The sequence below is a fragment of the Pseudomonas sp. 3-2 genome (assembly GCF_019710535.1).
Taxonomy (GTDB): Bacteria; Pseudomonadota; Gammaproteobacteria; order Pseudomonadales; family Pseudomonadaceae; genus Aquipseudomonas; species Aquipseudomonas pharyngis.
This window is the reverse complement of record NZ_CP081200.1, coordinates 23,725-38,798: the sequence shown is the minus strand read 5'-3', so window position 1 is coordinate 38,798 and position 15,074 is coordinate 23,725. Positions and strand designations below refer to the sequence as shown.

Sequence of the window (15,074 nt, the reverse complement as noted above, 5' to 3'; positions counted from 1 at the left end):
TGGGGGCGATCCTAATCGGGGAACCTTTCAGCTACCTTTCGCGGATGAAAGGTCTGACGGGAGGCTCGGACAGTTTCGTGCAACAAGTGAATCTGCAATAGAACGTGATCGTAAGATCCTTCCGGAGATTTTGAAGGGCCATGTTCACCGCTGTATGGAAGGCATTCGCAATGCTAGGCTTGCGACCACGGCAAAGTTTGAGAGGAGCTCCAACCAATGCTCAACAGCGTTGATTTAGACAATTTCGGCCCATTACAGAAAATTCGCTGGAGCAAGCTCTCAAACCTGAATCTGATCATCGGTGCAAACAGTGCTGGCAAAACCTTTTTGCTCAAGGCGCTGTATTGCACGATGCGAACACTCGAAGAGTATCAGCGGGGAAATGATCAGCGTTCGGCAGCAGAAATCCTGACTGACAAGCTTTATTGGACATATCAGGCCGACAAGATTGGCGATCTGGTAACCAAAAGTGCAGACGGCCCTTTGTCCTGCAGAGTCAAGGTGGATGCGCGTGAATTTCGTTACAGCTTCGGCAAAGATACGACGAAGAACATCACTTCTTTAGAGAACCACGTCCCACCTCGGAGCAGCAATTCAATTTTTCTTCCTCCCAAGGAAGTGCTTTCGCTGCAACACATCATTCTAAAAAGCCGCGATATTGATAAGGACTTCGGATTCGACGACACCTACTACGACTTGGCCAAAGCCCTGCGCCTCCTTCCTACGAAAGGAAGAAACCACGCGCACTTCGCAAAAGCCAGAGAGAACCTGGAAGAGATGTTCGGGGGAAAAGTCGAATTCGATAGCAGTTCAAATCGCTGGCAATTCAAGAAGGGCAACCAGAAGTTCCAGATCGGATCAACGGCTGAGGGCATCAAGAAAATTGCCATTCTCGATACCTTGCTGGGCAACCGTTTTTTGACGAAAGACTCGATGGTATTCATTGACGAACCGGAGTCAGCTCTTCACCCGGTTGCCATTACCAAACTGGTAGAAATCATCGTATCCCTGGCCGGAAGTGGCATTCAGTTTTTCATTGCCAGTCACTCGTATTTCGTCATCAAAGCTTTGTATCTGGCGGCTCAAAAACAACAAATATCCATTCCGGTCTTGTCGTCTATTGATGGTGAATGGATGGGTGATGATCTGCTCAAAGGCATGCCGACAAATCCGATTGTTGATGAATCAATTCGACTCTATGAGGAAGAAGTGGAGTTGGCATTGGGATGAGCATTTCAATCCAGGAATCCGGAATGAATTTCGGACCTTACCCTAAGGACAAGTGCTTCCCGATTGAGACCAGCCCAATTTTCACCAGATTGGGAGAAGGGTTAAAGGTCTCTGAGTTTGTTCTATTGCGAGATGCACCAAATAATACTCAGGCAGCTTGGTTCATAGAGGCAAAATCAAGCGCACCACGAGAGCATGCGATCTACGTTGAGGAAATCCGACAGAAATTTACAAACTCGGTGCAACTGACATTCGCTGCCTGCCTCAAGCGTCATGATGATGCAGAGGATCTTCTTCCTGCAGAGTTCAGGAAGCTGAATCTTGGCAACTGTCCGGTAAAGTGTGTTCTGGTGATCCGCAATTTTCGTAAAGAATGGATTGCCCCTCTGCAGGAGTCATTGAGCAGAGAAATGAGAACACTGGTAAAGACTATGGGCTTCAGCCCTACGTCGGTCGTAGTCATCAACGACGAGAAGGCGCGAGAACTCAACCTGATCACCTGACGCGACGGTGGAATCACTATGACTGATTTGCACGGCGGTGGCTGCCACTGCGGACGTATCCGCTATCAGTTCAGCGGAGCGTTGCACGACATCGCCCACTGTCATTGTTCGATTTGCCGAAAAGTCAGCGGTGGCATCGTCACCACCTGGATAACGCTGCCGGCAGCGAACTTCCTGTGGCTGGCCGGAACACCTTCGCGCTACGACTCTTCAGACAGCTGCGCACGGTTCTTCTGCCCGAACTGCGGCGCACAACTGGCGCTGGTGACGCTGCTCAGCCCCGAGAGCATCGATCTGACGGTCGCCACACTGGATCATCCGGAGCAGGCCGCCGCAGAGCGGCATATCTGGACCGACAGCCAGTTGCCATGGCTGCACCTGGACGAGCATTTACCTGGCGAACCCGAAGAAACCATCTGATTAAAAAACAGACAGATCCAGCGGCCGCATCGCGCCCATCCAGATTGCATGGTCGGTGTGGTCGAGCAAGTCATCGCCGGTGTCCGGGTGTAGGAACACCACCAATCCCTTGCGATTGAGCGCCAGCCACGGCAGCACATCGCCGATCAGCTCCGGGCCGAAGGCCAGCTGGCAGCTCCAGTCCGGGTGCGGGCCAACCGGACGTTCGTGCACGCGGCCCATCTTCAATGGAAACAGCGCTGCTGCCTGCTCACACAGCGCCCGCGCCTGTTCAATGGTGCTGGCGTCGTAATAAACGTGGGCGTGATAACCCTTGATCGTCTGCATCGCAAACCCTCTGAATCGGTTCGAACCCTCGCCGTTGCCCGTATGTCACACGCCATACAAGGGAAAACAAAAGGAACCTCAGCCATGAAAAATGCCGAAACCCCGGCGGTGAAAGTGGTGCTCTATGGTGCCATGAGTAGCCTGGGCAGTGCGTTGATGGCTGAACTGCTGCGTCGCCAGCATGAAGTCATTGCCATCCTCGACGATCTGACGGCGCTCGCGCCACGGCCGGGGCTGCGCACCAAAAGCGGCGATCTGCTCGATGCCGAGCGGGTCAACCAGAGTGTCGCCGGCAGCTCGGCAGTGATCTGCCTGCTCAATGCGCCGGGCTTGCCGCTGAGCAGCGATCATGTCGAAAAATCCGTGGTGCTGGGGCCGGTGGAACAGGTGCTGGCGGTGGATGCGCTTATCGATGGGCTACAGGCGGCAAACGTCTCGCGGCTGTTTGTCATCGGCGAATTCGAAGCACTGGACGATCCGGAAAACGCCGAACCGCTGCAACGCCACGCCGCTCTGGAAGTGCGCGAAGCCCTGCAAAGCAGCCCTCTGCACTGGACGCTGGTGAACGCACCGCGCAGCGTCGCCGGGCTGACGATCGAGCATTTCAGTCAGGTCGGCCGCACGCTGGAACCGGGTCTGGCCGAACCGCTGGAACGCCTGAACCGGGTGGCGGTGGGGATTGCCGATGAGCTGCGACTGAATCTGCATATCCATCAACACGTGGATTTTGTTGCCGCTTCCTGAGCCGTCAAACCGCAATCGCCGGCAGCGGCAGCCCGGCCAGGGATTCGGCGCTGCTGGCCTGTTCGGCCATCAGCCAATCGACGAACGTCTGGATCAACGCGCCCCGGCGCTTGCGCTGTGGCAGCACCACGTAATAACCGAGACGCGACAGGGTGGTTTCGGCGATCGGCCGGCACAATAGACCTTGAGTGAGCAAGTTATCCACAAGGTGCCGCCAGCCAATCGCCACGCCCTGACCGCCAATCGCCGCTTGAATCAGCAGGGTGTAATTGTCGAAGCGCAGCTGGCCCGGCGCTGGCGGCGCGCTGATGTTCAGCGCGCGGAACAGCCCGCTCCAATCGAACCAGTTGCTGCTGTTTTCCCCGCGCAGGTGCAGCAGCGGAAACTCCATCAGTGCCTGGGCCGGCAAGGGCAGGGGACGATCCTTGAGCAATTGCGGGCTGCAAACAGGAAACACTTCTTCGCTGAACAACCAGTGACTCTCGCCCTGTTTGAAGCGACCGTCGCCGAATAGCACGGCAACATCGACATCCGGACGCAGCATGTTGTGATTGCGCTCGCTGGTGACCAGGCTCACATCCACCTGTGGATAAGCTTCATGGAAGCGGTGCAGGCGCGGCATCAGCCAATACGCGGCGAAGGCGAAGTCGGTAGCGACCTGCAGCACTTCGTGCTGCTGTTGTGAGCTGATCGCGCTTAATCCCGCGTCGATATTCTGTAAACCAAGGGTAACTTGCTCGAACAGGATCGAGCCGACCTCGGTCATTTCGATGCCACGGTAGATACGATCGAACAGCCGCGTGCCGAGCTGTTCTTCCAACCGTTTGATTTGTTGGCTGATTGCCGGTTGCGTCGTACCCAGTTCAACAGCGGCGGCGGTAAAACTGTGATGACGAGCCGCCGCCTCGAAGGCGCGCAGCAGGTCCAGCGACAAATCACCGAGGGCTTGATACATAAGCTGTGCTTATCCTAGTCATTGTCCGGCGCGGGCTTTACCGGAGATTGCGGGGAATCCATGCTCGATCGCAGCAATATCGCATAAATATTCACTATGGAATGCCGCGATCACATGAAGCGCAAGAACATTCTTTTCATCATGGCCGATCAAATGGCCGCGCCAATGTTGCCGTTCTACGGCCCGTCGCCGATCAAACTGCCGAATCTCAGCCGCCTCGCCGAACAAGGCGTGGTGTTCGATGCCGCGTATTGCAACAGCCCGCTGTGTGCGCCGTCGCGTTTCACCCTGGTCAGTGGCCAGTTGCCGAGCAAGATCGGCGCCTACGACAATGCCGCCGATTTCCCCGCCGACATTCCCACTTACGCGCATTACCTGCGCCGCCTCGGTTATCGCACCGCGCTGTCGGGCAAGATGCATTTCTGCGGCCCCGATCAACTGCACGGTTACGAAGAGCGCCTGACCAGCGACATCTACCCGGCTGACTACGGCTGGGCGGTGAACTGGGACGAACCCGACGTGCGGCCGAGCTGGTATCACAACATGTCTTCGGTGTTGCAGGCCGGGCCGTGTGTGCGCACCAACCAGCTCGACTTCGACGAAGAAGTGGTGTTCAAGGCTCAGCAATACCTGTTCGACCATATTCGCGAGGACGGCGACCAGCCGTTCTGCCTGACCGTGTCGATGACTCACCCTCACGATCCGTACACGATTCCCAAGGCGTTCTGGGATTTGTACGACGATGCGGATATCCCGCTTCCGACGACGCCGGATCAGCATTCACTCGATCCGCACTCCCAGCGTTTGCTCAAGGTCTACGATCTGTGGGACAAGCCGCTGCCTGTGGATAAAATCCGCGACGCACGCCGCGCGTACTTCGGTGCATGCAGTTATATCGACGCCAACGTCGGCAAACTCCTGCAAACCCTCGAGGATTGTGGGCTGACGGACGACACCGTCATCGTGTTCTCCGGTGACCATGGCGACATGCTGGGAGAGAAGGGCCTCTGGTACAAAATGCACTGGTACGAAATGGCCGCGCGAGTGCCCCTGTTGATAAGTGCACCTGGCCAGTTCCAATCAGGCCGTGTCAGCGCCGCGGTGTCCACCGCCGATCTGTTGCCGACCTTCGTCGAACTGGCCGGCGGCAGCCTGGAGCCTGACCTGCCGCTGGACGGCCGTTCGCTGGTTCCGCACCTGCAAGGGCAGGGCGGTCACGACGAAGTGTTCGGCGAATACATGGCCGAAGGCACCGTCAGCCCGCTGATGATGATCCGCCGTGGCGCCTTCAAATTCATCTACAGCGAAACCGACCCTTGCCTACTCTTCGATGTGGATAACGATCCACGCGAGCAGGAAGAACTCAGCCAATCGCCACAACATCGCCAGCTGTTCGACGATTTTCTGGCCGAAGCGCGGGCCAGGTGGGACATCCCGGCAATCCACCGCGAAGTCCTCGAAAGCCAGCGCCGTCGGCGTTTCGTCGCCGAGGCGCTGACGATCGGCAAGCTGAAGAGCTGGGATCACCAGCCGCTGGTAGACGCCAGTCAGCAATACATGCGCAACCACATCGACCTCGATGACCTGGAGCGCAAGGCCCGTTATCCACAACCCTGCCAAAACCAATAACGTTAAGGGGAAGTCCATGGTCAAGTTATCCACAGTCCTGACGGTCAGCCTGCTGGCACTGGGCAGCGCATCCGCGTTCGCCGAGAGCTGCGACACGGTGAAAATGGCCGACCCCGGCTGGAGCGACATCGCCGCGACCAATGCCATCACCGGGTTTCTGCTGGATGGCATGGGCTACAAGGCCAAGGTCGACACCCTCGCGGTGCCGATCACCTTCGGCGGCTTGAAGGATGGCCAGGTCGACGTGTTCCTCGGCAACTGGATGCCGGCGCAGCAGGGTTTCTACGACAAATTCGTCGCCACCGGTGACGTCACCCAATTGGCGAAGAACCTCGACGGCACCGAATTCACCCTGGCCGTGCCGGATTACGTGTGGGACGCGGGTGTGCATAGCTTTGCCGACCTGAATAAGTACGCCGATAAATTCGAGAAGAAGATTTACGGCATCGGCTCCGGCGCGCCAGCGAACATCTCGCTGCAAGAGATCATCAAGAAAAACGACTTCGACCTGGGCCAGTGGAAGCTGATCGAGTCCAGCGAACAGGCGATGCTGGCTGAAGTCTCGCGGGCGGTGAAGAAACAGAAATTCGTCACTTTCCTCGGCTGGACCCCGCACCCGATGAACGTGCAGCTGAAAATGCATTACCTCAAGGGCGGCGAGAAGTACTTCGGCGACACGGGTAGCGTCTACACCCTGACCCGCAAGGGCTACGCCGAGGCCTGTCCGAATGTGGGTAAATTGCTGACCAATCTTGCGTTCACTCAAGAGATGGAGAACAGCATCATGGCCGAGGTGGTGAACAAGAAAGTCAGCAATGCGGAGGCGGCGAAGGCCTGGATCAAGGCGAATCCGGCGGTGTTGGACAAGTGGCTTGATGGTGTGAAGACGGTGGATGGCAAAGATGCGTTGGCGGCTGTTAAAGCCAAACTGTAACTGCGCGGGCCGATCGTTCCCACGCTCTGCGTGGGAATGCCGCAATGGACGCTCCGCGTCCAGGGCTGCGTACAATGCGCAAAATTTCACCCGAGAGGATCCATGGCCCTCCCCAGCCGTCGCTCACTTTTCCCCTTCCTGACCTGGCTGCCCCGGCAGACCCGCGCCAGCGTCGGGCGGGATCTGGTCGTCGGCCTCAGCGGGGCGATTCTCGCGTTGCCCCAGTCGATTGCCTACGCCCTGATCGCCGGTCTCCCACCGGAATACGGGCTTTACGCCGCGATCGTTCCGGTATTGATCGCCTGCCTGTGGGGCTCGTCGTGGCATCTGATCTGCGGCCCGACAGCGGCCATTTCGATTGTGCTGTTCGCCAGTGTCAGCCCACTGGCGGTGCCTGCATCACAGGACTACATCACCCTGATCCTGCTGCTGACCTTCCTCGCCGGGATTTTCCAGTGGTTGCTCGGCCTGCTGCGCTTCGGCGCGCTGGTGAATTTCGTCTCGCATTCCGTGGTGCTGGGCTTCACCCTCGGCGCGGCGGTGGTGATTGCCATCGGTCAATTGCCGAACCTGCTGGGGCTGGATCTACCAGCCAAGGCCACGGCGCTGGCCAGCCTGATGGATCTGCTGCGCCATCTCGGGGCTGTGGATAAACCGTCGCTGATCCTTGGTGTAGCCACGGTGGTGGTCGGTGCGCTGCTCAAACAATGGCTGCCACGCTGGCCGACGCTGTTGATGACCTTGGTGCTCGGCAGTCTGGCGGTGTGGCTGTGGCCGGCGATGTTCGGCCACGTTCAGTTGGTCAGCGCGTTTGTCGGGCGCCTGCCGCCGTTCAGTGGATTGCCGCTGGATATGGACCTGATTCTGCGCCTGCTGCCCAGCGCCGTGGCGGTGGGCATGCTCGGGCTGGTCACCAGCCTGTCGATTGCCCGTTCGATTTCCGCGCGCTCGCAACAGCTGCTCGATGCCAATCAGGAAGTCCGCGCGCAAGGGCTTTCGAACATTGTCGGGGCGTTCTTTTCGGGATCGTTGTCCGCCGGCTCGTTCACCCGTTCCGGGCTGAGCTATGAGGCCGGGGCCTGTTCGCCATTGGCCGGGGTGTTTTCGGCGTTGTGGGTGGCGTTGTTCGCGATATTCGGTGCGGGGCTGATCGCGCATATTCCGATCCCGGCCATGGCCGGCAGCATTCTGCTGATCGCCTGGGGACTGGTGGATCATCGCGGCATTCGTGCGCTGCTGCGGGTCAGCCGGGCGGAATTCGTGGTGATGGGCCTGACCTGCATTGCCACGTTGCTGCTGGAATTGCAGACGGCAATCTATGCCGGCGTGCTCGCCTCGCTGTTTTTCTACCTCAAGCGCACCTCGCAGCCGAGAGTGCAGCACTGGCGTGATGGCGAAGATGATGTACTGCGGGTCGGCGGCTCGATCTTCTTCGGCGCCAGCCACTATCTGCAAGTGCGCCTGCAACGCATGCACGGCGCGCGAGTGGTGATCGAGGCGCAGCAGATCAACTTCATCGACTATTCCGGCGTGGAAATGCTCCATCAGGAAGCCCGGCGCCTGCTGCGCCAGGATCGCAGCCTGACCTTGCGTCAGGCGCGACCGCAGGTGGTGGAGGAGTTGCGCAAACTCGAAGGGCCGGAGAAATGTCCGATCCGCTTTGAAGATTGAAGAAGAACCCATTGCTGGAGCGAGCTTGCTCGCGATGGCGATCTGTCTGTCAGATTGATGCTGGATCTGGCGACGTCATCGCGAGCAGGCTCGCTCCTACAGGGGTTACTGCGCCAACTGCCGACGCAATTCCGTCAGGACCGGCGCAGTGTCCGGACGTACGCCGCGCCACACGAAAAAGGCTTCGGCAGCCTGTTCGGCCAACATGCCCAACCCGTCCATCACCACGCCCGCGCCATGCTCGCTGGCCCAGCGGCAGAACACGGTCGGTTCCTTGCCGTACATCATGTCGTAGCACAGGGTCTTGCCGGGCTCGATCAGGCTTGGGGCAATCGGCGGCACATCGCCGGTGAGGCTGGCGGACGTGGCGTTGATGATCACGTCCACCGGCTCACGCAACCAGTCGTAACCACTGGCCGACACCGGCCCCAGGTCGCAGAACAGTTCGGCCAGTAGCTCGGCCTTGTCCACCGTGCGATTGGCGATGATCACCGAGGCTGGTTTCTCCGCCAGCAACGGCTCCAGCGCACCGCGCACCGCGCCACCGGCGCCGAGCAGCAGAATGCGTTTGCCGGCGAGGCTGAACCCGGCGTTGACCGTCAGATCGCGCACCAGCCCGGCGCCGTCGGTGTTATCGCCGAGCAGGCTGCCGTCGTCGAGCTTGCTCAAAGTATTCACCGCCCCCGCGCGTTTGGCGCGGGCAGTCAGGCTGTCGGCCAGGCGATAGGCGTCTTCCTTGAACGGCACGGTCACGTTGGCGCCGCGACCTTCCTGGAAAAACGCCGTGGCGCAGCCGGAAAAGTCCTCGAGCGGCGCCAGCAGGGTGCTGTAGTCGAGACGCTGCCCGGTCTGTTCGGCGAACAGTTTGTGAATCATCGGCGACTTGCTGTGACCAACCGGGTTACCGAAAACAACGTAACGATCCATCAGAAGTCCTCAGGCCTGAGCCAGCCAGTCGCGGTCTTGCAGGAAGTACTCGGTCAGGCGCGCTTCTTCGCTGCCCGGCTCGGCTTTCCAGTCGTAGGCCCAGCGCACTTGCGGTGGCAGCGACATCAGGATCGACTCGGTGCGCCCGCCCGATTGCAGGCCGAACAGGGTGCCACGGTCGTAAACCAGGTTGAATTCGACGTAGCGGCCACGGCGGAATTCCTGGAACTCGCGCTGTTTGGCGGTGAAGGCGTCGTTCTTGCGCCGTTGCACGATTGGCAGGTAAGCGTCGATGTACGCATCGCCGATGGCGCGCATGAAGGCGAAACTGGTGTCGAAGTCCCACTCGTTCAGGTCATCGAAGAACAACCCGCCGATACCGCGCGGTTCGTGGCGATGCTTGATGTGGAAGTAGGTGTCGCACCAGGCCTTGTAGCGCGGGTAGACGTCCGGGCCGAACGGCGCGCAGGCCTGCTCGGCGACGCGGTGCCAGTGGATGCAGTCTTCTTCGTTGCCGTAGTACGGGGTCAGGTCGAAGCCACCGCCGAACCACCAGACCGGTTCTTCACCTTCCTTCTCGGCAATGAAAAAGCGCACGTTGGCGTGGGACGTCGGTACATGCGGATTGTGCGGGTGGATCACCAGCGACACGCCGAGGGCTTCGAAGCCACGCCCGGCCAGCTCCGGCCGATGGGCACTGGCGGACGGTGGCAGGCCACTGCCGAAGACGTGGGAAAAGTTGACGCCGCCCTTTTCGATCACCGTGCCATTCTCGATCACCCGGGTCCGACCGCCACCGCCGGCCGGACGGGTCCATGCGTCTTCGACGAAGCGCGTGCCACCGTCTTCGGTCTCCAGCGCGGCGCAGATGCGGTCTTGCAGGTCGAGCAGATAGGCCTTTACGGCGTCGGTGCGGGTCGTCATGGCTTCACCTTGGATCGGGCGGAACTGCGCGGCGCCCCGCGCAAATGGGCGCGTAGCATACCATCGCAAACCGGCACGCCGCAGTTGACGAAGATCAAGCATGAGCGTTCGATAGGGACCTTCCCAAATGACCCAAGGAGTAGGCAGATGGCCAAGCGAATCCAGTTCCGCGCCCACGGCGGCCCCGAAGTGCTCGAGTACGTTGACTATCAACCGGCCGAACCCGGTCCGCAGCAGGTTCGCGTGAGCAACAAGGCCATCGGCCTGAACTTCATCGACACCTACTACCGCAGCGGTCTGTACGCGCCACCGGCGTTGCCTTCGGGCGTGGGCGCGGAAGGCGCCGGCATCGTCGAAGCAGTGGGCAGCGAGGTCACCCGGTTCAAGGTCGGTGACCGTGTGGCGTACGGCAGCGGCCCGTTGGGCGCGTACAGCGACGTTCACGTTCTGCCGGAAGCGAATGTGGTGCAACTGCCGGACGCCATCAGCTTCGAAACCGCCGCCGGCGTGATGCTCAAGGGCCTGACCGTGCAGTACCTGCTGCGCCAGACCTACGAACTCAAGGGTGGCGAAACCATTCTGTTTCACGCAGCGGCCGGCGGCGTCGGTTTGCTCGCCTGTCAATGGGCCAAGGCCTTGGGCGTGAAGCTGATCGGCACCGTCAGCTCGAAAGCCAAAGCCGATCTGGCCAAGGCCCATGGCGCCTGGGAAACCATCGATTACAGCCACGAAAACGTCGCCCAACGAGTGCTGGAATTGACCGATGGGAAAAAAGTCCCGGTGGTCTACGACGGCGTTGGCAAGGACACCTGGCCGGCTTCGCTGGACAGCGTGGCGCCCCGTGGCTTGCTGGTGAGCTTCGGCAATGCGTCGGGCGCGGTGGACGGGGTGAACCTGGGGATTCTGGCGGCGAAAGGTTCGCTGTACGTCACCCGTCCGACCCTGGCGACCTACGCCAATAACGCCGAAAACCTGCAGCGCATGGCCGACGAGCTGTTCGGGATGATCACCAGCGGCAAGCTGAAAGTGGATATCAGCCAGCGTTATCCACTGGCTGATGCGGCGAAAGCGCAGACCGAGCTGTCGTCACGGCGCACCACGGGCTCCACTGTCCTGCTGCCCTGACCACCAATGACCTCGGCGCATCTTCATGACGGTACCGGGGTCTTTTCCGTCGTCACGAAAAACGGCGTCTTGCCGGCCAGGGTAGTTTCGAATTCCTGACGGGCAAGACGCTTCACCTCCAACCCCAAAACGCCCGGCAGCCTGAGCAATGCACTGGCCTGTCCTTCGACTTGCAACGCATCTTCAATGACGCTCTGTGTGTTGGCTGTCAGTGCGTCCTCGGCTATGACCAGACGCATGCGTGCCCCCTCGGGCTGTCGATCAATCTGCACCTGGACATCGGTGTTCTGCAGCTGCGGCAAAAGCTGTCGGAGTACGTGCAACACCTGTGACTGAGTGATGATCGCGCCCCCCAGTTTGATCGATGTTTCCACCCGCCCCTCAAGCGCCAGTACCGGCATGGAACTGCCACAGTCGCACTTCGTCACTGTGCGCAGGATTCGCCCACGATCGCCGATCCGGTAACGCAACAACGGCACATGATCAGGAAGCAATGGCGTCAGCAGAAACTCACCGGCTTCCCCTTCAGTTACAGCTTGCAGGGTCAGAGAATCAACCACCTCGAGCAGCATGGCGTCCGCATGCAGGTGAAAAAAATCGTGCTCCAGATGGGCACACTGAAAACCGATGGGACCGGTCTCCGTCGAGCTGTAGCCCAGCGAGCGGATCTTCAGCATCGGCCAGTCCCGGGCCAACTGGTCGCGCAGCGTTTGACTGCAAGGTTCTCCAATGTAGTAAAGCCACTTCAGGCTGCACAATTGCACAGCGCCGACTTTCTCATGATTGAACAACGCGGCGGCGAAGGAGGGAGTGCATATCAACGCATCAGCCTTGTGTGCCTCAATAAGCTCGGCAACGCGCTGCACGCCCACCTGTGAACCGGCAGGCAGCAGGCGTGCGCCAATGTGCTGGACGATAGCTGCCGCGTATTGAAAGGCACCCTGCATTTCCCCGGCTGTCAGGCAGTTGACGACCACCTCGGGGCGTTCGTCCGTCGCACCGAACATCCGTGCCCCCAAAGGCACGATTGCAGCGTTGAACGCCCAGGAATGGGTGATCTGTTTGCGATTGCCGGTGCTGCCTCCCGAGGTCAGGGTCAGCCCGCCGCCCGGTGCTCGATGGGAGGCTTCACCGAGGGTGGAAAACAATACGCCGCCGGACTCGTCTTCCACCGCCAGAACCGGCAATCGATGGAGATCGGCCAATCCCCGCACTTCCAGGATTCGCGGATACAGCGCACGGAACCACGACAGTGAGCGTGCGTGAGCCAATTTATTCGCAAACGCCTCGGCCAAAACATCGGTGCTCGGTTCATTGCTCATTGCCGCGCCCTCCCTGACGAATGCCCAACTCATCGAATCCGCTACGGACAGCGTTCGCCAGAGACTCCAACTGGAGCTGACTGTGGCTCGCGCTGATGGCCAGACGCAAAATGGCCTCGCCCTTGGCCACCACCGGAAACACCGCGGTGGTGACCGCCATGCCCTGCCGGCGCAAATGCTGCGCCAGGCTTATCGCATCTCTCTCGGCCCCGACACGGATAAAACGAATGGGAGACGCGACGTGATGATTGCCCAGCACTGGCCCCAGCAACCTGTCGACCGTGGCGATGTTTCGCCACAGCGCTACCTGCAAATGACCCAGCTCCGGCGACAAATGAACGTTCCCCGAAGCGACTGCCGCGCCCACCCCGCCAACGGATAATGGTCCGCCAAACGTATAGGTCGATGCATGGCGCCGAATCATCTCGGCATCGGCTTCGGTACGCACAGTGATTGCCCCACCGGTTGCGCCGAACGCCTTGGACAGCGATGACAGGAGGATCAGTCGGCCGCGGTGTCGTTCATCTGCCGCGTCCAGCGCGTAACCACCTCCGGCCACGCCATGGATCGAGGTACCGTGGGCGTCATCCGCATAGAGATAACCGTCGAAACGCTCCGCCAGTTGCAACAGGCGATTGATCGGGTAAACACCGCGCATCGAGCCAATGCTGTCGGTCAGGATGATGGGCGTATTACCCGCCGCGACTGCCGTTGAACACGCTTCTTCGACCTGCTCTACATCGCTGCAATCGCGGCGCTGTATCGGGCCGAATTGCCAGAGAATGCCTTGCAGCACTTGCATCGAAGCATGAGCGGCACGGTCGACAATCCAGCACGGGCCACGACGCATGGGATAGGAGGGCATCTCACCGGAGCCAAGCAGCGGCAGACAGCCAAGATGTGCACTGCCCACCGAGTTGAAGGTGACTGAATGCCCCTGAAATATCCGGTTCAGCAGTTCATCCAGCTCACGCATGGGTGGCAACAGCGCTCGGGTCCGTGCGGCGGCGAATTGCACGCCGAAGGACTCGACGGAGTGCATCGCCCCCTGAATCAAGCGAGGATCACACTCCAGCCCCAGATAAGAACACGAGAGAAACTCGGTCAGCCGCTCGCCGCTTTCGAGTTCGATCTCTTTGCCTTCACGTTTAGCCAGCTTCAGGCCATTCAGCCCTGCATCGAACAGCTGCTGCTGATCGTCACGCGCTTGCCGGACACGGTTTTTGACCCAATTGACGGTCGGTTGAAAGGTGTTCATCGGGATACCTGCGAAGAGGGAGAGCGGCGATAGACCTGGACATGCCAAAGCTGGGTTCTTTCTCGTGCAATGTCTGCCTGGTACTGGTGGGTGATATCGCAGAAGCCTGCGCAATCAGGCCGCACTACATGCAAATGCCCCCGCATGACCACCTGTGCATTTTCCGAAAGGACCGGTGCCAGGCGCAGCAAAACGTTCTTGCCGGCCACTTCGGGCATGAAGGAAGGCACGTCCGACAGCGATACGAAATCGATGGCGGTTTCCCCGGCAGCACAGTCGAGGATGTCAGCCTGCACCACGCGTAACTCGCACTGCCGAAGCCCCTCACGGGCCTGCTGGAAAATTGCCGGATCACACTCCAGCGGAAAGCCTTGTGGATAACGCAGCTCACCAAAAAACAGCATTTGCAGGAAAAAGCTCTCTCGGACCACCTGAGTGGTGAACAACGTATGGAAAATTTCCAGATACGCCGCGCGGGAACTGATCCCCAGGTTGTTGGGTGGAAACGCGCCCTTGTACAGCAGCGAATTGAGGACTGCTGCGTTTCCCAGCAACGCGATCACGGCTTTCCAGCGCTTGAGCGGAAAGCGGTTTCGGTAATATTCCGTTTGTTCGTCAAGCTGACTGAACTGAAAAATGCCCCGGCCGGCCTTGCCGGTAAACAGTCCGGTGATCTTCGCCAACCGCTTCAGGGTCTGCTCGAATGCGCCCATGTAAATCGGCGCTTCCCAGTGCCGGGCCTGGAACAACCCGGACAACCAGCGACGATCCTCCGGCGGTAAAACCAGTTGCTGGAAAATGGATCGGCGTTTCGACCTCAGGCCTTCCGTTCGATAGCCCATGAACGCCATGAACGACTCGTGATCGGTCTGTTCCAGCAGGGCAAAACGCAATCGGGTGAACGCCAGTTGCGGCGCACTGATGTCGGTACAGGTCATGCGTGAAGGGGCAGCCGCCAGCAACGGCAACAACCGGCCGCCACATCCGGCGATACCCAGCACGTGCCCGGCATGTCTGGGCAGGATCGCGTATTCAAGCGCGGTGTCCTCGTCCCCAAGCGTGTAGTTGAGCCGGTCGAAATAATCAGCCATGTCTGCCTCCAGCC

Annotated in this window: 15 protein-coding genes; 8 read left to right on the top strand and 7 right to left on the bottom strand. The window is 59.7% G+C overall.

Features of this window, described 5'->3' with window-relative positions; all coding sequences use genetic code 11:
* Window positions 1–216 precede the first annotated feature (216 nt).
* The 3 genes from K3819_RS00185 to K3819_RS00175 are packed head-to-tail and all read left to right on the top strand — an operon-like array spanning window position 217 to window position 2,153.
* Complete coding sequence (locus K3819_RS00185; RefSeq protein ID WP_085612507.1) at window positions 217–1,230, top strand: AAA family ATPase; 1,014 nt, start codon at window positions 217–219, stop codon at window positions 1,228–1,230.
* On the top strand, window positions 1,227–1,733 hold the full coding sequence (locus K3819_RS00180; protein ID WP_143492957.1) for a hypothetical protein: 507 nt from the start codon (window positions 1,227–1,229) through the stop codon (window positions 1,731–1,733). Before K3819_RS00185 ends, K3819_RS00180 begins: the two co-directional genes overlap by 4 nt.
* Window positions 1,734–1,751: 18 nt before the next feature.
* Window positions 1,752–2,153 (top strand): GFA family protein, encoded by a 402-nt coding sequence (locus tag K3819_RS00175; RefSeq protein ID WP_085612505.1) that lies wholly within the window; start codon window positions 1,752–1,754, stop codon window positions 2,151–2,153.
* Here the strand turns inward: K3819_RS00175 and K3819_RS00170 are convergent, their stop codons facing one another.
* Window positions 2,154–2,480 (bottom strand): DOPA 4,5-dioxygenase family protein, encoded by a 327-nt coding sequence (locus K3819_RS00170; protein ID WP_074689769.1) that lies wholly within the window; start codon window positions 2,478–2,480, stop codon window positions 2,154–2,156. It abuts the gene before it with no gap.
* 84 nt (window positions 2,481–2,564) lie between these two features.
* Between K3819_RS00170 and K3819_RS00165 the strand changes: the two genes are divergently transcribed.
* On the top strand, window positions 2,565–3,224 hold the full coding sequence (locus K3819_RS00165) for an NAD(P)-dependent oxidoreductase (protein ID WP_064592438.1): 660 nt from the start codon (window positions 2,565–2,567) through the stop codon (window positions 3,222–3,224).
* Between the two features lie 4 nt (window positions 3,225–3,228).
* On the opposite strand, the gene K3819_RS00160 is transcribed toward K3819_RS00165, so the two are convergent.
* Window positions 3,229–4,179: a choline sulfate utilization transcriptional regulator gene (locus tag K3819_RS00160; RefSeq protein ID WP_085612503.1), complete on the bottom strand. Its 951-nt coding sequence runs from the start codon at window positions 4,177–4,179 to the stop codon at window positions 3,229–3,231.
* Window positions 4,180–4,293: 114 nt separating this feature from the next.
* Between K3819_RS00160 and betC the strand changes: the two genes are divergently transcribed.
* From betC to K3819_RS00145, 3 genes are all read left to right on the top strand, one after another.
* Complete coding sequence (gene betC, locus K3819_RS00155; protein ID WP_221398405.1) at window positions 4,294–5,808, top strand: choline-sulfatase; 1,515 nt, start codon at window positions 4,294–4,296, stop codon at window positions 5,806–5,808.
* Window positions 5,809–5,824: 16 nt separating this feature from the next.
* Complete coding sequence (gene choX / locus K3819_RS00150) at window positions 5,825–6,742, top strand: choline ABC transporter substrate-binding protein (RefSeq protein WP_085612501.1); 918 nt, start codon at window positions 5,825–5,827, stop codon at window positions 6,740–6,742.
* Window positions 6,743–6,844: 102 nt separating this feature from the next.
* Window positions 6,845–8,413 carry a SulP family inorganic anion transporter gene (locus tag K3819_RS00145; RefSeq protein WP_085612500.1) on the top strand — a complete coding sequence of 523 codons (1,569 nt, stop codon included), beginning with the start codon at window positions 6,845–6,847 and terminating at the stop codon, window positions 8,411–8,413.
* A gap of 105 nt (window positions 8,414–8,518) precedes the next feature.
* Here K3819_RS00145 and aroE read toward each other — a convergent pair whose 3' ends face one another.
* The gene (gene aroE / locus K3819_RS00140; protein ID WP_085612499.1) at window positions 8,519–9,340 is read right to left on the bottom strand and encodes a shikimate dehydrogenase; all 822 of its coding nucleotides are present in this window, start codon (window positions 9,338–9,340) and stop codon (window positions 8,519–8,521) included.
* 9 nt (window positions 9,341–9,349) lie between these two features.
* Window positions 9,350–10,264, bottom strand: a complete 915-nt coding sequence (gene hemF / locus K3819_RS00135) for an oxygen-dependent coproporphyrinogen oxidase (protein WP_007954079.1) — start codon at window positions 10,262–10,264, stop codon at window positions 9,350–9,352.
* A 147-nt stretch (window positions 10,265–10,411) separates the two neighbouring features.
* Between hemF and K3819_RS00130 the strand changes: the two genes are divergently transcribed.
* Complete coding sequence (locus K3819_RS00130; RefSeq protein WP_221398404.1) at window positions 10,412–11,389, top strand: NADPH:quinone reductase; 978 nt, start codon at window positions 10,412–10,414, stop codon at window positions 11,387–11,389.
* A gap of 23 nt (window positions 11,390–11,412) precedes the next feature.
* Here the strand turns inward: K3819_RS00130 and K3819_RS00125 are convergent, their stop codons facing one another.
* Genes K3819_RS00125 through K3819_RS00115 form a run of 3 tightly spaced genes read right to left on the bottom strand, consistent with a single transcriptional unit; the run spans window position 11,413 to window position 15,060 of the window.
* Entirely contained in the window at window positions 11,413–12,711 is a 1,299-nt protein-coding gene (locus K3819_RS00125) for a phenylacetate--CoA ligase family protein (RefSeq protein ID WP_221398403.1), read from the bottom strand.
* Window positions 12,701–13,969: an aminotransferase class I/II-fold pyridoxal phosphate-dependent enzyme gene (locus K3819_RS00120; RefSeq protein ID WP_085612496.1), complete on the bottom strand. Its 1,269-nt coding sequence runs from the start codon at window positions 13,967–13,969 to the stop codon at window positions 12,701–12,703. The genes K3819_RS00125 and K3819_RS00120 overlap by 11 nt, the downstream gene beginning before the upstream one ends.
* Complete coding sequence (locus K3819_RS00115; RefSeq protein WP_221398402.1) at window positions 13,966–15,060, bottom strand: DUF3419 family protein; 1,095 nt, start codon at window positions 15,058–15,060, stop codon at window positions 13,966–13,968. The genes K3819_RS00120 and K3819_RS00115 overlap by 4 nt, the downstream gene beginning before the upstream one ends.
* Window positions 15,061–15,074: the final 14 nt, after the last annotated feature.